Here is a 24,696-nt window from a genome sequence, read left to right as displayed (position 1 = left end):
GTTATTTTACCTCCTCGAAATCAGCTTGCTTACTGGCGGTTTTGCTTTTGCCTGATGCTTGCAAATAAGCTTTAGCACTAGCAGTTAAAACGTCAAAATCAATACCGATACCATGGAACTCAGCGCCTTTGTCATTTTTAATGACGACATGTACTTCTGCTTGGGCATCTTGGCCGGCTGTAATTGCTTGGATACGATAATCGGTTAATTCGATGTCTTGTTTCATTAGGCGATTAATTGTGTTGTAAATCGCTTCAATGCTACCTGAACCAGTTGCTGCATCTTCTACTAGAGCGCCATCACGTTCTTCAATGCGAACAATCGCACCTTGGACGCCGCCAGTAACATATTGAACTTGCAAATGTTTTAGTTCGAAATCATCGGCTGACTCGGAAGATTGGCCGAGAATTAACGCGTGCAAGTCTTCTTCAGTTACTTCTTTTTTCGCATCTGCTAGTTGTTTGAAACGTTTAAAGGCATCTTTTTGTTCTTGTTCGGTTAGTGTGTAGCCCATTTCTTCCATGCGCGTATTGAAGGCATGTTTGCCAGAAAGTTTACCAAGAGGAAGCGAGTTTTTATCCACGCCGACAAGGGCAGGGGTGATGATTTCATACGTATCTGGGTTTTTCAGCACGCCATCTTGATGAATACCGGACTCGTGCGCGTAAGCATTACCACCAATTACGGCTTTATTACGCGGAACAGGCATACCCGACAAACGACTAATCAGATCACTAGAATTTTTAAATTGGTTCAAAACGATATTTGTTTCTGCTTGATAAAAATCTTTGCGAATATGCAGCGCGACAGCAACTTCTTCAAGAGCCGTATTCCCAGCTCGTTCGCCAATCCCATTAATTGTACCTTCGACGCGTCTTGCGCCATTTTCGATTGCAGCAAGTGCATTTGCAGTCGCCATACCAAGGTCATCATGACAATGGGAAGCGAAAGTAATATCATCAAATTGTTTAATTTCCCTACGCAAATCTTGGAATAGCTGTCCGAATTCGGTTGGGTTAGTATATCCGACCGTGTCCGGAATGTTGATGACAGTTGCCCCGGCATCAATTGCTGTTTGAACGGCCTCAATTAGAAAAGCACGATCTGACCGAGTTGCATCTTCTGGTGAAAACTGTACTACTTCGAATTTTTGTCTTGCATAACTAATGTGGTGTTTAATGGAAGCAAGAACTTCCGCCCGACTCATTTTTAATTTGTATTCCATATGCACATCGCTCGTTGCTAAGAAGATATGTATTTGCGGAGAAACAGCGTCTTTAAGCGCTTCTTCCGCGCGGTCGATATCTCCTTCAACACAGCGCGCTAGCCCTGTTACAGAACAATGTTTAATCGCTTTTGCAATGGCCTTGACGCATTCAAAATCTCCAGGAGAAGAAATCGGAAAGCCGGCTTCAATCACATCAATTCCAAGTTTTTCGAGTTGTAAGGCAATCTGGATTTTCTCCTTTACGTCAAAATTAACTCCAGGGGTTTGTTCGCCATCTCTAAGTGTAGTATCAAAAAACTGGATTTTCTTCATTCGATTTCACCTCTTGTTTTATATTAGATAGGGAAGCTTGGATTTTTCCTGCTTTCAGTATCAGTTTAAGAAAGAAACGCGTTCTACCTTAAACTCATATTGAAAAAGGATAAACGGTTGCTAGGCGAAAAACTCGCCTAGCAATCCGAATTAAGTATTAATGTTGTGGTTTGACAAATGGCATCATTTCGCGAAGTTCTGCACCAACTTTTTCGATTTGATGACCTTGTTGTTCTTTACGCATTCTATGGAATTCTTTAAAACCATTTTTGTTGTCATCAATGAATGATTTAGCAAAGTTACCATTTTGAATGTCAGTAAGTACTTCTTTCATTGCTTTTTTCGTATCGGCTGTAACAACACGAGGACCAGAAACATAATCACCATATTCTGCTGTATTGGAGATCGAGTGGCGCATTTTTTCCATACCACCTTCATACATCAAATCAACAATTAGTTTCATTTCATGTAATACTTCAAAATAAGCAAGTTCTGGTTGGTAGCCAGCCTCTACAAGTGTTTCGAAACCAGCTTGGATAAGGTGAGTTGCACCCCCGCAAAGAACTGCTTGTTCGCCGAATAGATCTGTTTCTGTTTCTTCTTTGAAAGTAGTTTCGATAACGCCAGCACGAGTTGCGCCAATACCTTTTGCATAGGAAAGGGCTGTGTCGCGTGCGTTTCCAGTGGCATCTTGGTAGATTGCGAATAGGGAAGGAACCGCGCCACCTTCGACAAATGTACGGCGAACTAAGTGACCAGGACCTTTTGGAGCTACTAGGAAAACATCTACATCACTTGGAGGATTAATTACGTCAAAATGAATGTTAAAACCGTGAGCGAAAACAAGTGAATTACCAGCTTTTAGGTTAGGTTTAATTTCATTTTCGTATGTTTCGCCTTGCGTTTCATCTGGCAAAAGAATCATGATAACATCAGCTTTATCAGCGGCTTCGCTAACAGAATAAACATCAAAACCATCGTTTCTAGCAGATTCGGCAGATTTTCCTTCGCGAATGCCGATAATAACGTTATTGCCATTGTCACGTAGATTTTGAGAATGTGCGTGACCTTGCGAACCGTACCCGATTACTGCTACTGTTTTACCTTCTAGTGCGTTGTTTTTTACTGCATCTTCATAATAAACTTTTGTCATTTTTCCTAACCTCCAACTAATTTCTTTTTATATTTCAGAATAGCAAGTGTGCTGTCCTGATGCTAGCAAAGCAACGGATTGCTCTGTAGTAAATGATTTCAACCCATTTTTTTAGGGCTTCTTGTAAAGCCAGTCACGCCAGTTCTTGCCATTTGTTTAATGCCGTAGGGACGAACCGTATCAACAAATGCATCGATTTTTTCGCTTGTACCAGTTACTTGGATGACAACATTTTTAGTGCCAACATCAATGACGGTTGCGCGAAATGGTTCGATTACTGCGTTTAGCTCGGAACGTAAGGCGGCGGGGGAATTGATTTTCAGTAAAGCAAGTTCTCGTTCAATGTGCGCGTCATCCGTAATATCGCTAACTTTAAGCACATCGATTTGTTTGTTGAGCTGTTTGGTTACTTGTTCAATTTCGTATAAGGAATCGACATGGACAACGATGGTAATCCGGGAAACATTCGGGATTTCGGTCCAGCCGACAGAGATGCTATCGATATTGTATTGGCGTCTGGAGATAACCCCAGTGATACGATTTAACACGCCAGAAGAGTTGTTTACTGTAGCGGTAATGATTCGGCGCATTTATTCCACCCCTTCCATTTGGTGATTTGGTTTGCCACTTGGAACCATTGGAAGTACTAGTTCGTCTTTTGCTACATGGACATCAATTACGATTGGTCCAGGGTGAGCGAAGGCTTTTCTCAAATCTTTTTCCAGCGTTTCCGGATTCGTTAGGCGAACCCCTTTGACGCCATAAGCCTCAGATAATTTGACAAAATCTGGTTGACTCGTGAAAATCGAATGGGAATATCTTTCACCGTGGAATTTTTCTTGCCACTGACGAACCATCCCGAGCGAACCATTATTGATAATCACCGTTTTTACATTGATTTGATAATCGTTTAAAATCGCTAGTTCTTGGTTGGTCATTTGGAAACCGCCATCGCCAACAATTGCGACTACCGTTTTATCTGGGAAAGCGAGTTGTGCCCCAACGGCTGCGGGAAATCCAAAGCCCATTGTGCCAAGACCACCACTTGTAATAATTTGATGATCGAATTGGAATGGATAAAACTGCGCCGCCCACATTTGATGCTGTCCAACATCGGTAGAAACAAGCGCTTCACCTTGCGTAATTTCACCAATTAGCTCAATAACACGCTGTGGTTTAATTTCCGCTTTTTTCGTTCTATCAAAATTAAAAGGATGACGGTTTTTGCGCGTCATATTTAATTTGTACCAATGGGATGTATCCGGATGAACCGGAAGTTCCATTTGTAGTAGTTGCGTGAGCGTTTCGTTGATATCCGCCACGATTGGAATTTGCGTTTCGATAATTTTGCCGATTTCCGCGGGATCAATGTCGATATGAGCAATGGTTGCTTTCGTGGCAAATTCTTTCGGTGCGCTTGCAAGGCGGTCATCGAATCTAGAGCCAAAATTAATCAGCAAGTCGCAATCCGTTAGCGCCATATTTGCTGCATAAGAACCGTGCATACCACCCATACCAAGGAATAAATCATGGCTTTGCGGGAAACTTCCTAGACCAAGCAGTGTATTCACGATAGGAATTTGATAGCGTTCAGCGAATTCTAGTAATTCAGCTGTAGCTCTCGCATGATTGACGCCAGCTCCGGCAAGTATTAGTGGCTTACTTGCGGCGGAAAGAGATTGCATTAGTTTTTCAAGTTGAAGTGGGTTCGGTGAATAAGTCGGTTGATAACCCGGCAGATCAATCGTATCTGGCCGGACAGACTCTGTTTGGATAATCCCCATGTCTTTTGGAATATCCACGACAACAGGGCCTTTACGACCAGTACTTGCAATATGAAAAGCTTCATTGACGATTTTTGGTAAGTCACGAACATCACGCACTTGGTAATTGTATTTAGTAATTGGAATCGTTAGCCCAATCATATCGGCTTCTTGGAAAGCATCTTTTCCGATACCAGGCGTATGAACTTGTCCGGTAAAAATTACTAATGGAATCGAGTCACTCATTGCATCCGCGATACCAGTTAGTACGTTGGTTGCACCAGGGCCACTCGTTACAACCACAACACCAGGTTTCCCAGTAACGCGAGCATAACCTTCCGCAGCATGAATCGCTCCTTGCTCGTGTCGTGTTAGAATATGCGGGATATCGCAGTCATAAAAAGCATCATAGAGAGGTAACACAGCGCCACCTGGGTAACCAAAAATCATGTCAACTTGTTGTTTTTTCAAGGCGTCAATTAAAAGTTCCGCACCACTTTTATTTTGCTTTTTTGTCGCTTTTTCATTTGTCTTCGTCGTATCAATCACGCTTATCACCTCATTTTTTAGTCGATTAAATCTTCTGGAATTTGCAAAATACCACCAGTGTGGGCGCTAGTTACAAGCGCAGTATATCTTGCAAGGTAACCAGTTTTTACTTTAGCTTTAAATTTCGGTAATTCTTTTCTTCGTTCTTCCAAAACCTCATCAGGAACATCCACGTTTAACGTCCGGTTTGGCAAATCAATCGTGATGATATCACCATCATGAACGAGTGCAATCGGACCACCAGCCGCAGCTTCTGGAGAAATATGCCCAACTGCGATACCGCGAGTAGCTCCAGAAAAGCGACCATCTGTAATCAAAGCAACATCTTTTCCTAATCCACGTCCAACAATACTAGAAGTTGGCGCCAGCATCTCCGGCATTCCGGGGCCGCCTTTTGGACCTTCGTAGCGGATAACAACCACATGCCCCTCACGAACCGTATGATTATCAATTGCCTCAACAGCCTCATCATGAGAACTAAAGCAAATCGCTTCTCCTTTGAAAACTTGTACGGAAGGATCTACGCCGCCAACTTTGATAGCAGCTCCTTTTGGTGCGATATTTCCAAACAACATCGAAAGTCCGCCAACTGGGCTATACGGATTTTCTTTTGGATGAATAACATCGGTATTATTAATTTTGGCATCAGCTACGTTTTCACGAATCGTTTTTCCAGTAACGGTAATTCGGTCTGGATGAATTGCGCCGCCAAGATCAACCAATTCTTTAACGATGGCAGAAACGCCGCCAGCCTCATGAACATCATGCATTGAGTAAGAAGAGGATGGTGCAATTTTGGAAAGGTAGGGGACACGTTTGGCGATATCATTAATGCGTTCCAAATCGTAGTCTTCAATACCAGCTTCATTTGCAAGGGCAAGAGTATGTAATACGGTATTTGTAGAGCCGCCCATTGCCATATCAAGCGCGAAAGCATCATCAATCGCATCTTTTGTAATAATGTCACGAGGACGAATATCTTTTTTGACTAAATCCATTAAATGAAAAGCAGATTCTCTAATAAGATCACGGCGTGCGTCAGAAACGGCAAGTGTTGTACCATTTCCCGGAACAGCCATACCTAGAATTTCCATTAAACAGTTCATTGAGTTTGCTGTAAACATTCCTGCACAAGATCCGCAAGTCGGACACGCATTAGCTTCCATATCAAGGAAATCTTCCTGGGACATGCTGCCATCTTTAAATGCGCCAACTGCTTCAAAAACAGAAGAAAGAGTGAGCGCTTTTCCGTGAGCTGACAATCCAGCTTTCATTGGACCACCTGAACAGAAGATAGCAGGGACGTTGGTACGAACCGACGCAAGTAGCATACCTGGTGTAATTTTGTCACAGTTTGGGATGTAGAAAACCCCGTCAAACCAGTGCGCGTTGATTACTGTTTCCGCTGCATCCGCGATAACTTCACGAGAGGGAAGGGAATAACGCATACCAATATGTCCCATGGCAATGCCGTCATCTACACCAATCGTATTAAATTCAAATGGGATACCGCCAGCTTCTCTAATTGCTTCTTTGGCTACATCCGCAAGTTCTCGCAAATGAACGTGACCTGGAACAATATCAATGTAAGAGTTACAAATAGCGATAAATGGTTTGTCCATATCACCTGGACTTTTAATTTGACCTGTAGCATGCAGCAAACTTCTTGCTGGAGCTTGTTCGACACCTTTTTTTATTTTGTCACTACGCATATGACTTTACCCCATTTCTAATTAAGAATTGTTTGCCGACACTGAATTTTTAGAATTCACTAAATAGCGTGGCATTAATTTATATGATTAAGTATCTGCTCGCTTGATAATGGCTTTTCGATGCTTGAAAACTCGAAATCTAGCTAAATAAAAAGCACCCCAATGATGAAAACAATGGGATGCTTTGCTAGAATCCCATTTAACGTAAACAGGACTCAAACTACTGTAAATTTCTACAGTGCTCAAAGTCCTTCTAGAGTAATAAAATTGTAATGACTGATTTGGTCGTTTTCATAAGTCATTATCTCCTTCGTTAAATGGTTTTATTTTTTCGATTAGTCGCACATTTTTGAAAAAAATTAATATCAAGAAATGTTATGTTAGTATTTAATATATATGGTTGCCATGCGATTGTCAATTGTTATTTTGAAAGTTTTCCGTCAGTTTGCACAATTCAAGCAACTTACACTTTTAGCAGGAATTAGTACCAGGTCTTATATTTGAAGTATAACTTAAATGGAAGCGCATTCAAAAACGAAAGGTCAAGTATATAGTCAGAATAGTTTTATTTTTATAGTTTTTGACTATTTAATTAATTATTCGGATAAAAAATCACACTTTAGTTGCGTTCTTCTATCCAATTCTGCTAAATTGAAAGTAATAAATTAGTAGGAAAGCCGGGTTTTTGTTGTGGATAATTTAGAAACAGATCGATTAATATTGATTAATTACACACTGGAAATGATTCAAGCAACGATTAATGGGACAGAAGCTTTGGAAAAGACAAGTGGCTACCATGTGTCACCTGACTGGCCAGGAATTGATTTCTTTTTTTATTTACCATATGTATTAGAAAACGTAAAAAAAGACGATAGAATGATTAAATGGACACGCCTAGTCGTTTTAAAAGAAGAAAATAAAATTATCGGCGAAATTGGTGGACAAGGAAATCCGGACGAAACGGGCGAAATCGAAATTGGCTACAGCATCGTACCGGATTATCAAAATAAAGGATATATGTCAGAGGCGCTTATAGGCATGGTTGCTTGGCTGGAGGAACAATCGGTCATTCGTCGCATATTTGCCAGAAGCTACGAGCAGAACATAGCCTCCATCCAAGTACTAAAACATAACCATTTCGTACATATAAAAGAAAAAGATACAGAAGAGAAACAAGGAAGAGTGATGATGTGGGAATATCCAATAAAACGAACCTGATTATTATTGCATCAGGAAAACCAAAAATATGGGATAAGTTGCCTGATATAGGTCCAGTAAAAGCAAGCGAGGTGTATACTGGAACATTTCATCGTTTAAGTAGAGCCTATGCGGAACAATTTGCAAATGAATATTTAATTTTATCCCCCAAATATGGTTTTTTACGACCGGACGATATTGTTTCAAAAACATACGATGTTCGTTTCACCATGAAAGGAACTGGCGCGGATACGATTCAGCTAGGGGAATTAAAGGAGCAGTGGCAGAAATTACAAATAAACCCTACCGAACCAATTCCGATGTTAGGCGGCAAAAAGTTCAGAGGGTTATTAACGAGCATTACGGCTGGTAAGCAATTATTTAGTTTCCCACTCGACGGGGCATCTGGAATTGGTGTTATGCAGCAAAATTTAAAGCAAGCTGTCGAAACAGGAATTCCATTAAATCGTACTGAGTAAAAGAAGTGCAGCTGTTATGAGTAAAAACATAACGCCCATATTGACATTTTTACGAATGAAGAAATAGATTGTTTGTAACGCCATCAAAATAGCGAGTGACAGAGTGATGATGTGTAGCATAAATCGACCTCCTAAATAGTAAGCGGAAAACTTAATTAAACAGTTTACGAACCTTCTCAAGTAACGAGATAGGTTCTTCTTCTTGTTCTACTTCTGCTTCTTTATATAAATGAATGTCTTCCTTGTTTACCGCTTTTTGACAGGCGAGGACGAGGTAAATATCTGTTTCACCTTCTAAACGAGTAACAATCGAAAATTCATGTTTACATTTTTCTGCTAATTTGATATAAGGGCGTAAAGAATTATAATGGAGTAATCCGTTTAAGAGAAGCTTGGAGTCACTATTTTCTAGTATTGCTTTTTCTAGTTCTGGAAGATATTCTTGAGTCAAAACTTCTTCTTTTGTGAGTGCGACTAAGACACGTTCGCGGTAAGTTCCTAAATATTTCTTCTTCTCAGCGGGATTGATCTCTTTTGCCCCATACATGCCTTTTTCTAAGTAGTCATCAATATTTTCAGCCATTATATGAGCTCCTTTAATTAGTTAGTTTTCCTCTCTATTCTAACATGCATAGGGGTTTTTGCAAGTAAACAAAGAAAACCAGAAATAGGCTAGAGTAGCCATATTTCTGGTTTTTTGATTAATCGATCGGGAACCACTGGAATCCGTCGCGTTGAATGAGGTCGTCTGCTTCTTTTGGCCCCATTGAACCGGATTTGTAGTTCGGGAAATGATCTTTCGTATTTGTCCAAACATCTGCTATATGGTCGATAAAGTTCCATGATAGCGATACTTCATCCCAGTGAGAGAAGTAAGTCGCGTCACCGCGAAGACAGTCTAGAATCAATTTTTCGTAAGCCTCAGGTGTGTTCATGCCGTCTGGAGAGGAATGAATATAATTCAAGTTGACTGGCATCGTAACCATACCTTGACCAGGTTCTTTTACGTTCAAATGAAGTGTAATACCTTCGTCCGGTTGGATATGAATAACAAGCACATTACCACCAAGTGATTGTTGTTGCCCGAATAAGTTTAGTGGGACATCTTTAAACTGAATCGCAATTTGCGTTGTTTTCTTCGCAAGACGTTTACCAGTGCGAATGTAAAATGGTACGCCAGCCCAGCGGAAATTATCGATTTCAAGCTTGGCTGCAACAAATGTTTCCGTATTGGAATGAGGATCCACATTATCTTCTTGACGATAACCTTTTAACTCTTTGCCATCGACTTCACCGGGACCATATTGACCACGGATAAAGCTTTGATGCACTTCTTTTCCTTCAAAAACGCGTAAAGAACGAAGCGCGCGAACTTTTTCATGACGAATCTCGCGAGTAGATAAGTTAATCGGTGGCTCCATTGCAAGTAAAGAAACAATTTGTAAGATATGGTTTTGAACCATGTCTCGAAGCGCACCACTTTCATCGTAATAACGCCCACGATCTTCCACTCCAAGTACCTCAGTTAAAGTAACTTGGATGTTATCGATGTAACGATTATTCCAAAGTGATTCAATGATGGAGTTTGCAAAACGAATAACCGAGATATTTTGGATCATTTCTTTTCCTAAATAATGGTCAATACGATAAATTTCATCTTCCTTGAAAGCTTGACGAAGTGAATTGTTTAATTCTTCCGCACTAGCTAAATCATGGCCGAATGGTTTTTCGATAATTAAACGATGGAAACCGTCTGTATCTACAAAACCTTCAGATTTAATGCGACTTGCGATAGTTCCAAAGAAATTTGGCGCCATTGCAAGATAGAAAAGGCGATTGCCATCTAATTCGTATTTTGCATCTAATTCATCAGATAAATCTTTTAAAGTTAGATAAGATTCTTTATTTGTCACATCATGAGATTGATAGTAGAAGTGAGAAGCAAATGCATCTGCGTCTTTTTCAGAACCGTCAATGTCTTTGATAGACTCTTTTACTTTATCACGGAAGAAATCGTTACTCCATTCACGACGAGCCGTTCCAATAACGGCAAAATTGTCGCCAAGAGATCCCTTACTGTACAAATGATATAGCGAAGGGTAAAGTTTGCGATTTGCCAAATCTCCCGTACCGCCAAAAATAGTAATCAGTGCTTTTTGTTCTAACTCATCTGTCATACGTCATTTACCCTCTTTCTTATTCTCTTAATGGCAAAAATTAACTGCTAAGAAAAAGATTTCTTAGTTTGAAAAGGACTCCACAAAAAAAGGCCTTATTAAATGAGCTATTAATTTTCCTCATTAGTCCATACTATTTTATCCATAAAGAAGCATTTGTGCAACTGTTTGATTCGAATATTTTTTTAATTTGACAGTTATTTCTGAATTATAAGGGTTTTTAGCATGAAAATGTTTATTTCCTGTTCGTTTAAGAATGTGATAAAATAAGACACGAACTGAGAAGGGAATGGAACAAAATGGAACTTGTTTTTTTAGGAACTGGAGCAGGCGTACCGTCGCGAGGCCGTAATGTCACATCCATCGCACTTTCAATGTTAAATGAACGAAATGCAATTTGGCTTTTTGATTGCGGGGAAGCAACACAGCACCAAATCATGCGAAGCCAAATTAAACTAAGTAAACTAGAAAAAATCTTTATTACTCACATGCATGGAGATCATATTTTTGGACTGCCAGGCTTATTAAGTAGTCGTTCTTTTCAAGGAGGGGACTCTAATTTGACTATTTACGGTCCTGCCGGAATAGCAGAATATGTCGAAACTTCCTTAAGACTCAGTGGAACAAGACTTACATATAAAATTAATTTTGAAGAAATAGATCCAGGTGTCATTTTTGAAGATGAGATGTTTTTAGTTACAGCTGACGATCTTGATCACGGGGTACGTAGCTTTGGTTACCGTATTGTCGAAAAAGATAAACAAGGTGCACTCAATGCTGAAAAATTAAAAGCGGACGGCGTCGAAGCGGGACCAGTTTTTCAAAAGCTGAAAAACGGCGAAATCGTAACATTAGCTGATGGACGCGTCATTGATGGTAAAAATTATATTGGTGAGCCGCAAAAAGGGAAAATTATTAGTATTTTTGGTGATACAAGAGAAACCAGTAGTGAACTAGAATTAGCATTGAATGCCGATATTTTGGTTCACGAAGCAACATTTGAAGGCGATAAGGCAAAAATGGCAGGAGAATATATGCATTCGACAACGCTTCAAGCAGCCAAGCTTGCTAAAACCGCCAATGTCAAAAAATTAATTTTAACCCATATCAGCTCAAGATATGATCGAGATGCAAGTAAAGAACTATTAATAGAAGCAAAAACTATTTTTGAAAATACTGAAATAGCTTATGATTTAGCTGTTTTTCAAGTAGGAGAGTGACAAAATGAACCCTTTTTTGAAGAATAAAACGGTTTTAATTACTGGGGCTTCTAACGGTCTTGGAGCTGAAATCGCAAGACAAGTAGCTATGTCCGGTGGTAATGTTATTATAACAGCTAGAAGTACGAAAAAATTAATAGAGTTACAAAAAGATATACATGATAATTTTTCAGTAGAAGCGACTTATTTTACTTTAGATATGACTGATTTTGAGCAAGTGAAACAAGTCAGCGCAGAGATAAATGCATCGTATCAAATTGATGTATTAGTCAACTGTGCAGGTTTTGGTTTATTTGAAAACGCGATAGATATTCCATTTGAGACAATTGAAAAAATGTTTGATACGAATGTACTTGGCTTAATTCAACTCACACAACTGATTTTACCGCAAATGCAAGCGCGCAAAGCTGGACATATTATTAATATTGCCTCCCAAGCCGCTAAAATCGCTACACCAAAATCAACCGTTTACTCAGCCACGAAATATGCAGTTTTAGGTTTTTCAAATGCACTTCGTTTGGAACTAATGCCAGATAAAATCAATGTTACAACGATCAATCCTGGTCCAATTGCCACGAACTTTTTCGATGTAGCGGATAAATCAGGCAACTATTTAGAAACAGTTGGCAAATTAGTGTTAAAGCCAGAAAAAGTTGCGCATAAAACAGTGCAAATTATGGGAACTAAGCGCCGCGAAATCAATTTACCTTTTGTGATGAACATTGCAACACGACTTTATCAAGTAATGCCACAAGTTATCGAATTCTTCGGTAAAGGTGCGTTTTTAAAGAAATAAAACGGAAGAAAATACCTTATGAAAATAGGGTATTTTTTTCTTGTAATTAATGAGGATAACCTTTATAATTGAATAAGAACGCTTGTTCGTTTTGAGGGAGATGCAGTTATGGATACGAGTAGAAAAATTATTCATATTGATATGGACGCTTTTTATGCATCTGTGGAACAACGCGACCATCCTGAGTTCCGAGGGAAGCCACTTATTATTGGTGGAGACCCTAATAAACGCGGAGTTGTTGCGACTTGTTCTTATGAAGCGCGCAAATTCGGTGTGCATTCAGCTATGCCCACCAGGCAAGCTGCTAAACTTTGTCCGAATGGCATTTTTATTCACGGCAATATGGCTCATTATGTAGAGGTTTCTAATCAAATCCGCGAGATCTTTTCCAGATATACGGATATTATCGAACCGCTCTCTTTAGATGAAGCTTATCTGGATGTAACTGAAAATAAAAAAGGAATGAAATCCGCCACAATGGTTGCACGCGAGATCCAGCAAACGATTTACCAAGAGCTTGGTCTGACTGCTTCTGCCGGCGTATCATTTAATAAATTTATCGCAAAAATCGCTTCTGATTTTAAAAAACCTGCTGGCATTACAGTAGTTGCACCAGAAGAAGCAGAAGCCTTTTTAGAACAAATACCAGTTACTAAATTTTATGGGGTAGGAAAAGTAACCGCAGAAAAATTGCATCGTTTAGGAATTGAAACAGGGGCGGATTTGAAGAAGTGGAGCGAGTGGGACCTTATTCGCGAATTACACAAACATGGATATCATTTATATCGACATGTTCGAGGTCGTTCTAACAACATTGTGAATCCGCATCGTGATCGCAAATCCGTCGGTAAAGAAACTACTTTTGAATTTAATGTCTTAGATAGCCGAGTTCTCGAACAAAGCCTCATGCAATTCGCCAAAAAAGTAGAAGAACGGCTCATTAAACTACAAAAACACGGTAAGACGGTAGTACTAAAACTACGCTACAGTGACTTTACAACAATTACTAAGCGCCTTACTTTAAACGAATATACTAATGATGCAAGTCAAATTTATCAAGCGGCAGCCCTTCTTTTAAGAGAAAGCTATACTGGTCAGGATAGTATTCGGTTGATTGGGCTTACTGTAACCAATTTAAAACCCGTTTATTTTGAAAATTTACGTTTAGAAGGACTTTAAAAAAGAAAAGGACACCCAGCCTTTTCTTTTTTTACGCTTATAGATTATAACCTTTAAAAAAATCTTGACTAATTCATTATGATGTTATACACTGAAAATGACGAAAGGTTATAATGTTTCTTGATTATATTATTGCAAATGTTATAATGAATCAAAAGATAACTTTTCGGGAGGAATGGAACTAATATGAAAAAATTAAATAAATCATCTTCTACACCACTTTATATGCAACTGAAAAATCAACTACAAGAGAAAATTGAACAAGATATGTCTGTTGGAGATTTACTTTTGACAGAAACAGAAATTGAAAAGATGTATCATGTTAGCAGGATGACAGTTCGAAAAGCGATAGAAGAGCTGGTAAATGAGGGAATTGTAAGTAAACAACAAGGAAAAGGAACATTTGTGAGTCAAACAAAGACTACACAAGGACTTGGACGGATTTTTAGTTGGTCAGAGGAAATGAAACTACAACATAAAGAATCTAAGACTATCAGTGTAGAAATTTCTGCAGCAATCCCGTCAAAAAAAATTCGTACAGCACTCCAATTAGGCAAGCATGAAGAAGTAACTTGTATTAGACGCGTGAGAGAAATTGATGGTGAACCTGTTGCAATTATGATTAATTATTTACGCGCCAAATATGTTCCTGGTTTATTAGAGAATGGTTTGAAATCAGATTCCCTTTACCATGATTTGGAAGAAATTTATCATATTAGTTTAGTACATGCAGATGAAATTATTACAGCAAGATTATCTACCCCGATTGAATCTGCCTTGCTTGCAGTTCCAGAAGACTCTGCGGTGCTTCATGTGCGACGTACTTCCTATATGAAAGGCAATACCCCAGTGGAAGTGGTGGATATGGTAGCTCGCGGAGATAGGTACCAATATTTGGCTGAATTAGAAGGTAGAACTAAAAAACATATCATATAGAAAAGGAGGAAGTCATATTGTTACCAATTACTTTAGAACAAATTGAATTGGATGTGGAGGTAGAAAGTCCGGTAGATGCTATCAGAGCTGCCGGAAATCTCTTAGTAAAAACTGAAAGCGCTTCATCTGATTATGTAGATGCAATGGTAGCTAGTTATGAAAAATTAGGTCCTTATATAGTCCTAGCACCACATATTGCAATTCCACATGCGCGGCCCGAACACGGGGTGAAAAAACAATGCATGTCAATTGTTCGTTTGAAAAAACCGATTAAATTTGGGCACCCAGCCAATGACGATGTGAGTCTGGTTATCGCAATTGGAGGTGTAGATACCAATTTCCACATCAAAATGCTCCAAGCGCTTAGTGAATTATTAACCGATGAAGATAAATTAAAAAGATTAAAAACAAGTACCGATAAAGCGGAAATCTTATGCACCATTAATAAGGAGGAAAAATAGTGGAAATTTTAACGGTTTGCGGAATGGGATTTGGAACTAGCTTGATGTTACTCATGGAAATTCAAGATATGGCAAAAAAACATGGCTTTACAGTTGGAGGGGAGGCAACGGATTTAAGTAGTGCGAAGGGGAGAAAGTGCGACATGATTGTTGCTTCCAGTGAAATAGCCAAAGAATTAGCAGAGGAAGAAGTCAAAGTTGTCCCAATCATTAATATTCTCGATAAAAAAGAAATAGAAGAAAAAGTTTTGCCAGCTATCAAACAATACTTTGCTTCATAAAAAAGGAGGATGAAGATGCTTACTTTCATCACAGAAATTTTTTCTACGCCAGCTTTTATTTTAGGAATTATAGCCGCTATTGGGTTAATTGCCTTAAGGAAAACCGGTTCTGATATTGTAAAAGGAACATTAAAAACGATTTTTGGTTTTATTATGCTACAACAGGGATCCGCGATTATTGTTGGAAGTTTAATTCCATTTAGCACAATGTTTGAAAATGCTTTTCAACTTAAAGGGGTGGTTGCAGAAGATAATGCTATTGCAGCTGCTGTCCAGCAAATTTTAGGAACGGAAACGTCTTTAATTCTTGTATTTGGTTTTATTATTAATGTTATTCTTGCTAGAACAACCAGATGGAAATATATTTTCTTAACAGGGCATATGATGTTTTCCTTCGCAGCTACAATGGCCATAGTATTCGATCAAATGGGCTTTAATAGCTGGCAAATTATTTTGTTTGGTTCTATCGCACAGGGTATTTCGAGTATTGTTTTTCCAGCACTCGCACAACCTTTTGTACGCAAAGTGACAGGAAATGATCAAGTCGGTTTTGGCTTTTGGGGCAGTTCCCTTGTCTGGGCGACCGGTTGGCTTGGAGGGAAATTAGGAAATAAAGCTAATTCTACAGAAGACTTAAAAGTACCTAAAAAACTAGATTTTTTGAAAGAAATGTCTGTTTTAATGGGGATTGTTATGGCAGTGATTTATATATTTACTTCTTTCTTTGTGGATGAACCGGTGATGAAAGAATTAGCTGGCACACAAAGTAATGTATTATTCGCAATATTGCAAGCATTCACTTTTGTTGTCGGAATATTGATACTACTTCAAGGGGTCCGGATGTTTTTAGGTGAATTAGTTCCAGCGTTTAAAGGTATTAGCGAGAAAATTGTTCCCGGCGCAATTCCAGCTCTTGATGTTCCCGTTTTCTATTCATTCGCACCTACTGCAACGACCATTGGTTTTTTATGCGCAGTAGTTGGAGGGCTTGGAGCGACACTAGTTTCTACCATGCTTCCCGTTGTCGTACTTCCGTCTGTTATCGGATTGTTTTTTATGGGCGGAGCGGCTGGTGTATTTGGAAATGCAATGGGTGGTAGACGAGGAGCCATTATTGCTGGTTTATTATTAGGATTTATTTTTCAAATGATTGTAGCAATTGCTTATCCAATTTTAGGATTAGATGGTTATGGCATTCAAGGATTATGGTTTGCTTCGACGGATGCAATCATTGTTATCGTCATTATTCGATTAATTGGAGCATTATTTGGAATAGCACTTTAAAAAAATATAGGAGATGGTTTTAAATGGAAAAGAAAATAAGAACGGTTCTTGGTGACATCTCGAAAGAAAGCCTTGGTTTCACATACTCACATGAACATTTGTGGTGTTGTCCACCTTCAGTACAGAAAGACCGTGATTTTGAATTAACAGATTATGAGTCCTCCTTAGAAGAATTAAAAACATTTCAATCTATTGGAGGTCAAACACTCGTAGATGCTTCGACGCTGGATTATGGTCGTGATGGAAATAAACTAAAAACTATGTCTGAAGAATCTGGCGTGAATGTTCTTGGTGTTACAGGATTTAATAAACATATTTATTTCCCGGATTGGGTACAGGAGGAAAGCATTGAACAAATTACAGATCGATTAATTTTTGATATTGAAAAAGGAATGGATGGTTCCGATGCTCGTGCAGGGATTTTGAAGTCAGGTTCATGGTACAACCTCATTCATCCATTAGAGAACAAAGTAACACGAGCTGTTGCATGGGCTCAAAAAGAGACTGGTGCACCAATTTGGTTGCATACAGAAGCTGGCACAATGGGGCAGGAAATGCTTGCTATCTTAGAAGAAGAAGGCGTGAATATGGAGCTGGTAGCTGTTGGACATAGCGATCGCAATGCAGATCCGTACTATCATCTGAAATTAGCTGAAAAAGGGGCTTATGTTCAGTTTGATGGTTGTGGAAAAGTAAAATACTATCCTGATAGTACAAGAGTTGAACTAGTGAAAAATATGCTTGAAAATGGTTTTGGGGATAAATTACTCATCTCGGGAGATATGGGAAGAAAAAGTTATCTGCACGCATATGGTGGCGGTCCAGGATTTCGTTTTATAAAAACAAAATTTATTCCAAGGCTTTTAGAAGAAGGCGTAACGGAGCAACAAATACAAACTATATTTTATGATAATCCAGCCAACTGGCTAGCCAAATTTTAGTAAAGGAGTGCGTGTGATTTGTTAACTATGGAGAAAGACCAATTGATGGCAATTATTCGGGATGTAGCAAAAGAAGATGTTATTCCGATTGTAGAATTACTTTTAGAAGAAGGAATTACAATGCTGGAAGTCTCATTAAGTAATGAAACAAAAGGATTAGCTTGTTTAGAAGCCGTAAGTCAGCATTTTTCAGCTAAGCAATTGACAATTGGGGCTGGTACAGTTGTAGAAAAAAACAAATTCAAAAGGTGAAACAAGCAGGAGCAACGTTTATTATGACTCCAGGCTTTGAAAAAAGTATTGTAGAAGAATGCATAAAACAAGACATAGCTGTTTTTCCAGGAGTATTTTCCCCAGGCGAAATTATGGAAGGAATACAATTAGGCATAGAAATTTTTAAAGTTTTTCCGGCTGGAACACTTGGACCGACTTACATTAAAAATTTGAGAGGTCCATTCCCTAATATTCATCTAATGGCAGTTGGGGGGATAGACGCAGGAAATATCGCAGAATTTAAAGCGGCGGGGTGTAATTCTTACGCTATTGGAAGTGAGCTTGTTCCACGCGGCGCCACGAAGACCATGCTCAATCAAATAAGAGAAAATGCAAAAGCTTTTCAAAGATAGGATGGATGTAAAATGGTGCAATCAGCCAACAAAATAATAAACATGACACGAGATGAAGTGGAAAAAGCGATAACTGATTTTCCAGTCGCAATTTTACCACTCGGAGCAACAGAGCAACATGGACATCATTTACCACTTGGAGTTGATATATTTTTAGCAGACCATTTAGCAGAATTAGTATCGGAAAAAACAGGAGCAGTAGTTATTCCACCAATGCCATTTGGCTATTCTTGGGTATGGCGTGATATTCCAGGAACGATCTCTATTCAACAACATCATGTCGAAGCAATTATTAAAGATGTCGCACACAGTGTTTCTCGCTATGGTGTCAAAATGCTTGTCTTAATAAATGGACATGATTCTAACAATAACTCGATGAAATATGCTGTTAGAGAATTAGCAGATGAGTTAGAAATGCCTGTTATGTATCTATTCTATCCATCTCTTTCTGAAGTAATGGAAAAGAATTGTGAGTCTGGTACATGGCACGGAATGATTCATGCCTGTGAATTTGAAACCTCTTTAATGCTTGCGACTAAAAAAGAATTAGTGCAAATGAAAAAGGCAGTTAGAGAATATCCCGAAAAACCAACTCTTTATGGGAAAACAACTATTTCGCTAGGTGATTTAAGCAAAAGTGGTGTATATGGTGATGCTAGTCTTGCCACAGAGGAGAAAGGGGAACAGATGATAGAACTGTTTGCAGAAAAGATGACAGCACTTCTTTTAGAAGGTTATGGTTATTTAACTAAATAAAAGGGATGAAAAAACCCCACTCTTTTTCGTAAGAGTGGGATTTTGTTTATTTCATTTCCAGTAAACGTTCTTTAAGTTCTTGTTCCATTGTTACAAGTTCTTTCTCAGCTACGGCACGTTTAGCACGGCCTTCTTGTTGGATTTTAAGCGTTTCTTGCAAGGTTTCGATTAAGCTAGATTGGGTTTCTTTAAGTGTCTCGATGTCCACGATACCTCTTTCATTTTCACGCGCTGTTTCGATAGCGTTTGTTTTTAGCATATCAGCGTTTCGTTTGAGAAGTTCGTTGGTTGTTTCAGAAACTTGGCGTTGTGCTGCCACAGCTTGTTGTTGACGGAGCAAGGTAAGCGCAATGGCCACTTGGTTTTTCCAAAGTGGAATCGCAGTCATAATAGAAGACTGAATTTTTTCAGCGAGTGCTTGGTTTGTATTTTGGATTAAGCGAATTTGCGGTGCTTGTTGGATAGTGATTTGACGGCTTAGACGTAAATCATATACTCGTTTATCTAGACGATCAGCAAATTGTGTTAAGTCATTCACTTCTTGGTAATCCATTTGGTCGCCCGTTTGTTCCGCTTTTTTGCGAAGTTCTGGGAGCATTTTTGTATTAATTTCTTCTAATTTTAGTTCTCCAGCAGCAATGTAAATATTAAGTGCTTGGAAGTAATCTTTATTTTTATCATAAAGCTGTTCTAGGAAAGAGTTATCTTCCATTAAACGCTTTTTGGAATGTTCCAGTTTTAACGCGATGCGGTCAATTTGGGTACCAATTTTTTGATATTTAGAAGTAATTTCGTTGATGGATTGTTTTACTCGGTGGAACATTTTAGTGAAGACATTTTTATTGCGAGCGGCAAGTTCATCAGGATCCGCTTCTTGCAAACGATACATTAAATCGCTAATAATATCGCCAATTGGTCCAACATCTTGCTTTTGTACATGTGCTAACATCGAATGAGAAAAATCATGGAGTTTGGCTTGGGCCGGAGCTCCGTATCCAAGAATCGCTGCTTGATTTCCAGGTTCGATTTGTTTGGATAACTCTAATGCTTGTTTTTTATTTGTTTCAGTAAGCATATCGACAAGGCGGGGAGCTGCATCTGTTTCATTATTTACGATGCTTGCAGCTGATTCACCATCTGATCCAAACGGGTTAGCAAGGAGATCATCTAACGTTTGGTTGAATTCTTTCTCAACTACTAAATCTTTTAATTCATTTGTTTGTTCACTTGGCTTGTTCTCGGTCATCTTTTGTACCCCTTTCAAATTTCTTTTTCTGTTTAGAAATGGAGTTTTTCGCTACTTCTAGTTCGAAGTCAAGGTTGTTCACATCTTGATTCAAAAGTGTAAATAAATCCTTTTCAATAACACGACTTAAATCATTTAAAAGTGTACGCGTATCAGAAAGTGTTTGATATATTTTTTTGTCTTTTACGGGTTGTTTTTCTAAGAAAGCATATTTTTCAGTTAGCTCCACTAAAGAGTCAAGATGGGAGAAAAAGAAATCTTCTGCTTCATAAAAACGCTTTGGTTCATCTTTTACGATGCCATAAATTCTTTTTGTAAGTAAAAGCGTTTTGTTACGCTCTTGGAAAGAATATAACGCTTTGTTTTGTGTCATGATTTTTTGAAGGCGGATAATTTTCACACGTGCCTCTTCTAAGTTAGTGCGAATATATTTATATTCTTTCTTGGTTAATCCAGTTGCAATCATTTGCGCACGGTCCCCAGCTTTAGATGAAAAGAAAAATAGGATAGCCGCAACAGCGATTACAATTGCTGCAATTACCAAGCCACTATGAATTAGTGAAGTGAGAATACCAGCCAAAATAATGACAAGGAAAATAGAACCTGTGAATGCTAATATCTTTTTAAAAACGGTCATTATACATCTTCTCCTTTAAGTACCTGTTTAAAAGGTCCGCTTTTCTTATAGTAAATTTTTCTAAAAATAAAGATTGATGGAAAGTAACCTACCATTTAAGTATATTTTGTAAGCGAATGCTAGGCAAGTTGAATGGTTTTTATATTTTAGAAATTGTCCTTTATTTGTTCTTATCATACCATATTTAGAAAATAGATGTTATCAGTCGTGCGATGTAAATTAAACTCGGACTTAGTTATGTTATAATGAAAAAAAACGAGGAGTAGGTGGCAGAAATGGACTCACTAGAAGAAAAAACACTTCATACAGAACAGATTTTTAGCGGCAATATTATCGAACTACAAGTAGATGATGTAGAGTTGCCAAACGGAGAAAAGAGCAAGCGTGAAATTGTTAAGCATCCTGGTGCTGTAGCAATTATACCTTTTTCAGAAGATGGAGGAATGTATTTAGTAGAACAATATCGAAAACCACTTGAGAAAACAATTATTGAAATTCCCGCTGGTAAAATGGAGCCAGGGGAAGATCCGCTCGTGACTGCAAGACGAGAGCTAGAAGAAGAAACTGGTTTTCAGTCCGATGATTTAACATATCTCACTTCTTTTTACACATCTCCTGGATTTGCCAATGAACTTTTACATATATATGTAGCCCGTGACCTCCGGAAAATGGAGCAACCATTGGCGCAAGATGCAGATGAATTTATTAATTTAGTCAAAGTAACTCCAGAAGAAGCAGAACAATTAATAGAACAACAATTCATTCATGACGCAAAAACAATGTACGCGATGCAGTACTGGAAATTACAACTATTAATAGAAGAAAATGAATAAACCGGTTGAAAAAACTTCTTTGGGAACACTTGGCATAAAGAATGGAAATGTGGTATCATAAACATGAAAAGAGAGCCATGCAAGAACATGACCCTCAAACGTAAGCCCATTTAAGATGGCAGCTAGTTTAATATGTTATAAAAATAACCACTAAACCGTCCAAAGTTTATGAGTGGTTATTTTTTTGTGTTATTTTGACTGTTTAGTAACAACATTAAAGTTGTAAAAGCGACTGCAAAAGAGAGTGCTTCATAAACGGTCATGGGTTATCCTTTCCAGGAGTTCCTAACAAAAAAGCCATAGGCATCCCCCTTTCATGTTGAAAGAGTTAGCCACCACCATAAACTTTCTTACATACTGTATTATATCACCTGGAATATAGTTATTCTATCCGGAATAACGCAATTATTGAAATTAGCATTATCAAGCTAAAAGTGATTTTTTAAAGACTTGAGCTGGCATGAAAACAGTAATTTGGATACTTTTACTGGATACAGTCTTACAGATTTTTATTGTGTTATAGTTCGTAATTGACTACCTGGTCAAAAGAGATTATACTCTAGTTGACTAAGTGGTCAATTTGAGTGTGGAGGAGAGAACATGGAAGCAATTAAAGTGGAGTCGCTCACAAAAAATTACCATAAAAAGCGAGCAATTGAAAATGTAGATTTGTCAGTAAATGAAGGCGAACTATATGGTTTTATCGGTCCGAATGGTGCGGGGAAATCAACGACAATTAAAGTCTTACTGAATTTTATTTATGCGACGAGTGGGGGTGCGACGATCCTCGGAAAAGATGTGGTGAAAGACTCCGCTGAAATCAAAAAAATGGTCGGTTATGTGCCGAGTGAAGTTCGCTATTATCCACAAATGACAGCAAATGATATTATCCACTACGCTGCCAAATTCCACCATATTGAAAATGCAACACAAAAAATGAATAAATATTATGAAATGTTTTCGATTGATCCAAAAAAACGCTTTGGAGAAATGTCGCTTGGAAATAAGAAAAAAGTAGCAATTGTTGCTGGACTTATTACTGAGCCGCAATTATTTATTCTGGATGAACCGACGAATGGCCTTGATCCGTTAATGCAACATTATTTATTTAAAGAAATGACTGAGCGAAATAAAGAGGGAATGACGATTTTCCTTTCTAGTCATAATTTACGTGAGGTGCAGGAATATTGTACAAGAGCTGCTTTTATTCGAAATGGGAATATTATCGCGGTGGAAGATATCGCTAATCAACAAATGACGGGTAAAGTGATTGCGCTGAAAGGAACAAATTTGCCACTGGAAAAATTGACGAATGCGGGCGCAAGAATTATCGAAAAGGAAATGGGGAAAGCGCGGCTTATTTTTGATGACGATATTAAGACGATTTTGCCATTATTACAAGAAAAAGAAATTACGGATTTAACCATTACGAATCAAGAGCTGGAAGATAAATTTATGACATTATACGAAGGGGGAGAAATCAAGTGAACATCCTACACATTGAATGGAAAACGCGAATAAAGAGTCTGGTTGTTTGGGCAGTTGTGGTGATTGTGATTTTAGGTGTGTTTATGGCTTTCTTCCCAAGTATGCAAAGTAGCGGGATGCAAGATTTAGTGAATACGAAAATGAATGCACTTCCGCAAGATATGATGAAAATTTTGCATATGGATTCGATGGCGGATTTAACGAATATTGATGCGTATTTTGCTTATGTTTTTCAGTATATTTTTATTGCAGCTTGTGTGTACGCAGCACTAATTGGTGCGCAGGCCTTGATAAAAGAAGAAACAGATGGAACAATTGAATTTTTATATGCGCAGCCAATTACGCGGTCTAGCCTTGTTTTTTGGAAAATGATTGGGAATTTATTATCATTTGTGGCTTTTTGGGTGATTACTTTTTTAGCATCGGTGGCGCTAGTTCTTTTCTTGAAGCCGAGTGGGGTTGACGGTGGTAATTTAGTGATGGAGCTTGTACGAGTGTTTTCTAGTGAGTTGCTGGTGGCTGCTGTATTTATGAGTGCTGGTTTTATGGTTTCATCGGTGCTTCGTTCCGCTAAGCAAGCTTCTCCAGTTGCACTTGCGCTTGTGTTCTTAACATATATTTTAGGAATTATGGCTGGCTTAAATGATAAGGTCGATTTCTTCAAATATTTTTCACCAATTAACTATGCAATTCCGTCTGAGATTATGGATAAAGGGATTACAGGAACCAATGCACTGATTTCTTGTGGGGTGATTGTTGTGATGGTTGCTATGACATTTGTTATTTATAAGAAAAAGGATTTGAAAGTATAATGGATGAAAAACGATTAAAAATTTTAGAAGCAGCAATGGGAGAATTTACGGAAAAAGGATATCAGGCAGCTAGTACGAATAAAATTTGCGAAAAAGCTGGTGTTTCCAAAGGGTTGATCTTTCACTATTTTGGTTCTAAAGAAAAGCTTTATATTGCGGCGGTTAGTTATGCGGTTGATTTTGCGACCAATGAGGTTCGTTTGGAAGGGGAACATTGGGGAGACTTTGTCGAAATGGCGATTTGGTCAACGAAGATGAAACTGGATTTTAATCGCAAGTTTCCGGCGGTATTTGGCTTAATTATGCAAGCTTATGGAAACCCGCCAGTAGAATTAAAAGGTAAGCTAGATGGCTTTTTTGATAAGGCAATTGAGCGGTCAGAGGCGCAAATGAATCAAGTTTTAAGTGAGATGAAGTTGAAAAAAGATGTGAATATGGATGCAGCGCGTAAAGTGATGGCAGCTCTTTTTAAACATATTACGGAGATTAGTACAGTTTATTTGCAGAGTCATCCGAATGCGACGATGGAAGAATTTGTTCCGCTTGCGAATGACTTTACGGAAATGATGCGAATTGTCGAATTTGGGATATGCGAAGAAAAAAAGGATTTGGGCGAGTGAGCCCAAATCC

The 24,696-nt window shown here is 38.5% G+C and carries 25 protein-coding genes and 2 pseudogenes; 17 read left to right on the top strand and 10 right to left on the bottom strand.

The annotated features are described in order from the left end of the window. Nucleotide 1 precedes the first annotated feature (1 nt). From CKV70_RS10230 to ilvB, 4 genes and pseudogenes are all read right to left on the bottom strand, one after another. Nucleotides 2-1,540 (bottom strand): 2-isopropylmalate synthase, encoded by a 1,539-nt coding sequence (locus tag CKV70_RS10230; RefSeq protein WP_003723152.1) that lies wholly within the window; start codon nucleotides 1,538-1,540, stop codon nucleotides 2-4. A 157-nt stretch (nucleotides 1,541-1,697) separates the two neighbouring features. Further along, nucleotides 1,698-2,693 (bottom strand): ketol-acid reductoisomerase, encoded by a 996-nt coding sequence (gene ilvC / locus CKV70_RS10225; protein ID WP_008948311.1) that lies wholly within the window; start codon nucleotides 2,691-2,693, stop codon nucleotides 1,698-1,700. A gap of 98 nt (nucleotides 2,694-2,791) precedes the next feature. Continuing rightward, nucleotides 2,792-3,283 carry an acetolactate synthase small subunit gene (gene ilvN / locus CKV70_RS10220; protein ID WP_003723150.1) on the bottom strand — a complete coding sequence of 164 codons (492 nt, stop codon included), beginning with the start codon at nucleotides 3,281-3,283 and terminating at the stop codon, nucleotides 2,792-2,794. Then, a pseudogene (gene ilvB / locus CKV70_RS10215) lies at nucleotides 3,284-4,942 on the bottom strand (biosynthetic-type acetolactate synthase large subunit); the annotation flags it as partial. Between ilvB and CKV70_RS14660 the strand changes: the two are divergent. Then, nucleotides 4,888-5,034: a hypothetical protein gene (locus tag CKV70_RS14660; protein ID WP_350052172.1), complete on the top strand. Its 147-nt coding sequence runs from the start codon at nucleotides 4,888-4,890 to the stop codon at nucleotides 5,032-5,034. The pseudogene ilvB and the gene CKV70_RS14660 overlap by 55 nt on opposite strands. Here CKV70_RS14660 and ilvD read toward each other — a convergent pair. Beyond that, entirely contained in the window at nucleotides 5,023-6,717 is a 1,695-nt protein-coding gene (gene ilvD, locus CKV70_RS10210; protein WP_003728794.1) for a dihydroxy-acid dehydratase, read from the bottom strand. The two genes, CKV70_RS14660 and ilvD, sit on opposite strands and share 12 nt — an antisense overlap. Nucleotides 6,718-7,407: 690 nt before the next feature. Here ilvD and CKV70_RS10205 point away from each other — a divergent pair. Both CKV70_RS10205 and CKV70_RS10200 read left to right on the top strand, forming a co-directional pair. Beyond that, nucleotides 7,408-7,935: a GNAT family N-acetyltransferase gene (locus tag CKV70_RS10205; RefSeq protein ID WP_012951830.1), complete on the top strand. Its 528-nt coding sequence runs from the start codon at nucleotides 7,408-7,410 to the stop codon at nucleotides 7,933-7,935. Beyond that, nucleotides 7,908-8,393, top strand: a complete 486-nt coding sequence (locus CKV70_RS10200; protein WP_003723146.1) for a DUF6884 domain-containing protein — start codon at nucleotides 7,908-7,910, stop codon at nucleotides 8,391-8,393. Before CKV70_RS10205 ends, CKV70_RS10200 begins: the two co-directional genes overlap by 28 nt. On the opposite strand, the gene CKV70_RS10195 is transcribed toward CKV70_RS10200, so the two are convergent. From CKV70_RS10195 to zwf, 3 genes are all read right to left on the bottom strand, one after another. Then, the gene (locus tag CKV70_RS10195; protein WP_003727979.1) at nucleotides 8,376-8,513 is read right to left on the bottom strand and encodes a hypothetical protein; all 138 of its coding nucleotides are present in this window, start codon (nucleotides 8,511-8,513) and stop codon (nucleotides 8,376-8,378) included. The genes CKV70_RS10200 and CKV70_RS10195 overlap by 18 nt on opposite strands. A 31-nt stretch (nucleotides 8,514-8,544) precedes the next feature. After that, nucleotides 8,545-8,976: a YueI family protein gene (locus tag CKV70_RS10190; protein ID WP_003723145.1), complete on the bottom strand. Its 432-nt coding sequence runs from the start codon at nucleotides 8,974-8,976 to the stop codon at nucleotides 8,545-8,547. Nucleotides 8,977-9,094: 118 nt separating this feature from the next. Further along, the gene (gene zwf, locus CKV70_RS10185; RefSeq protein WP_003723144.1) at nucleotides 9,095-10,570 is read right to left on the bottom strand and encodes a glucose-6-phosphate dehydrogenase; all 1,476 of its coding nucleotides are present in this window, start codon (nucleotides 10,568-10,570) and stop codon (nucleotides 9,095-9,097) included. A 299-nt stretch (nucleotides 10,571-10,869) separates the two neighbouring features. On the opposite strand from zwf, the gene rnz reads away from it, so the two are divergent. The 10 genes and pseudogenes from rnz to CKV70_RS10135 all read left to right on the top strand — a co-directional run bounded on the left by rnz (nucleotide 10,870) and on the right by CKV70_RS10135 (nucleotide 19,050). After that, nucleotides 10,870-11,790, top strand: coding sequence for a ribonuclease Z (rnz, locus tag CKV70_RS10180; protein ID WP_014600975.1), 921 nt, complete (start codon nucleotides 10,870-10,872; stop codon nucleotides 11,788-11,790). A 4-nt stretch (nucleotides 11,791-11,794) separates the two neighbouring features. Continuing rightward, on the top strand, nucleotides 11,795-12,586 hold the full coding sequence (locus tag CKV70_RS10175; protein ID WP_014600974.1) for an SDR family NAD(P)-dependent oxidoreductase: 792 nt from the start codon (nucleotides 11,795-11,797) through the stop codon (nucleotides 12,584-12,586). Between the two features lie 108 nt (nucleotides 12,587-12,694). Continuing rightward, on the top strand, nucleotides 12,695-13,765 hold the full coding sequence (gene dinB, locus CKV70_RS10170) for a DNA polymerase IV (RefSeq protein WP_003732018.1): 1,071 nt from the start codon (nucleotides 12,695-12,697) through the stop codon (nucleotides 13,763-13,765). Between the two features lie 186 nt (nucleotides 13,766-13,951). Next, nucleotides 13,952-14,701, top strand: coding sequence for a GntR family transcriptional regulator (locus CKV70_RS10165; protein ID WP_003723140.1), 750 nt, complete (start codon nucleotides 13,952-13,954; stop codon nucleotides 14,699-14,701). A gap of 17 nt (nucleotides 14,702-14,718) precedes the next feature. Next, complete coding sequence (locus CKV70_RS10160) at nucleotides 14,719-15,162, top strand: PTS sugar transporter subunit IIA (protein ID WP_003723139.1); 444 nt, start codon at nucleotides 14,719-14,721, stop codon at nucleotides 15,160-15,162. Then, the gene (locus CKV70_RS10155) at nucleotides 15,162-15,443 is read left to right on the top strand and encodes a PTS sugar transporter subunit IIB (RefSeq protein ID WP_003723138.1); all 282 of its coding nucleotides are present in this window, start codon (nucleotides 15,162-15,164) and stop codon (nucleotides 15,441-15,443) included. The genes CKV70_RS10160 and CKV70_RS10155 overlap by 1 nt, the downstream gene beginning before the upstream one ends. A gap of 15 nt (nucleotides 15,444-15,458) precedes the next feature. Next, nucleotides 15,459-16,727, top strand: a complete 1,269-nt coding sequence (locus tag CKV70_RS10150; protein WP_003723137.1) for a PTS ascorbate transporter subunit IIC — start codon at nucleotides 15,459-15,461, stop codon at nucleotides 16,725-16,727. 23 nt (nucleotides 16,728-16,750) lie between these two features. Further along, nucleotides 16,751-17,668: a phosphotriesterase family protein gene (locus tag CKV70_RS10145; protein WP_003723136.1), complete on the top strand. Its 918-nt coding sequence runs from the start codon at nucleotides 16,751-16,753 to the stop codon at nucleotides 17,666-17,668. 18 nt (nucleotides 17,669-17,686) lie between these two features. Beyond that, nucleotides 17,687-18,294 (top strand): annotated as a pseudogene (locus CKV70_RS10140) (bifunctional 4-hydroxy-2-oxoglutarate aldolase/2-dehydro-3-deoxy-phosphogluconate aldolase). Between the two features lie 12 nt (nucleotides 18,295-18,306). Next, nucleotides 18,307-19,050, top strand: coding sequence for a creatininase family protein (locus tag CKV70_RS10135; protein WP_003732022.1), 744 nt, complete (start codon nucleotides 18,307-18,309; stop codon nucleotides 19,048-19,050). Nucleotides 19,051-19,096: 46 nt separating this feature from the next. Here the strand turns inward: CKV70_RS10135 and CKV70_RS10130 are convergent, their stop codons facing one another. Together CKV70_RS10130 and CKV70_RS10125 are read right to left on the bottom strand one after the other, a co-directional pair. Beyond that, nucleotides 19,097-20,296, bottom strand: a complete 1,200-nt coding sequence (locus CKV70_RS10130) for a toxic anion resistance protein (protein WP_003723133.1) — start codon at nucleotides 20,294-20,296, stop codon at nucleotides 19,097-19,099. Further along, on the bottom strand, nucleotides 20,274-20,933 hold the full coding sequence (locus CKV70_RS10125) for a 5-bromo-4-chloroindolyl phosphate hydrolysis family protein (protein ID WP_003723132.1): 660 nt from the start codon (nucleotides 20,931-20,933) through the stop codon (nucleotides 20,274-20,276). Before CKV70_RS10125 ends, CKV70_RS10130 begins: the two co-directional genes overlap by 23 nt. A 275-nt stretch (nucleotides 20,934-21,208) precedes the next feature. Between CKV70_RS10125 and CKV70_RS10120 the strand changes: the two genes are divergently transcribed. The 4 genes from CKV70_RS10120 (at nucleotide 21,209) to timR (ending at nucleotide 24,686) form a co-directional block, all read left to right on the top strand. Next, entirely contained in the window at nucleotides 21,209-21,766 is a 558-nt protein-coding gene (locus tag CKV70_RS10120; RefSeq protein WP_003723131.1) for an NUDIX hydrolase, read from the top strand. A 600-nt stretch (nucleotides 21,767-22,366) separates the two neighbouring features. Then, the gene (timA, locus tag CKV70_RS10110; RefSeq protein WP_010679823.1) at nucleotides 22,367-23,254 is read left to right on the top strand and encodes a macrodiolide ABC transporter ATP-binding protein TimA; all 888 of its coding nucleotides are present in this window, start codon (nucleotides 22,367-22,369) and stop codon (nucleotides 23,252-23,254) included. Next, nucleotides 23,251-24,066 (top strand): macrodiolide ABC transporter permease TimB, encoded by an 816-nt coding sequence (timB, locus tag CKV70_RS10105; RefSeq protein ID WP_014600972.1) that lies wholly within the window; start codon nucleotides 23,251-23,253, stop codon nucleotides 24,064-24,066. The genes timA and timB overlap by 4 nt, the downstream gene beginning before the upstream one ends. Continuing rightward, entirely contained in the window at nucleotides 24,066-24,686 is a 621-nt protein-coding gene (timR, locus tag CKV70_RS10100) for a macrodiolide transporter TimAB transcriptional regulator TimA (RefSeq protein WP_003723127.1), read from the top strand. Before timB ends, timR begins: the two co-directional genes overlap by 1 nt. The last annotated feature ends 10 nt before the right edge of the window (nucleotides 24,687-24,696 follow it).

This window comes from Listeria monocytogenes (assembly GCF_900187225.1).
Classification (GTDB): Bacteria; Bacillota; Bacilli; order Lactobacillales; family Listeriaceae; genus Listeria; species Listeria monocytogenes.
This window is presented reverse-complemented; position numbering and strand designations above follow the sequence as displayed.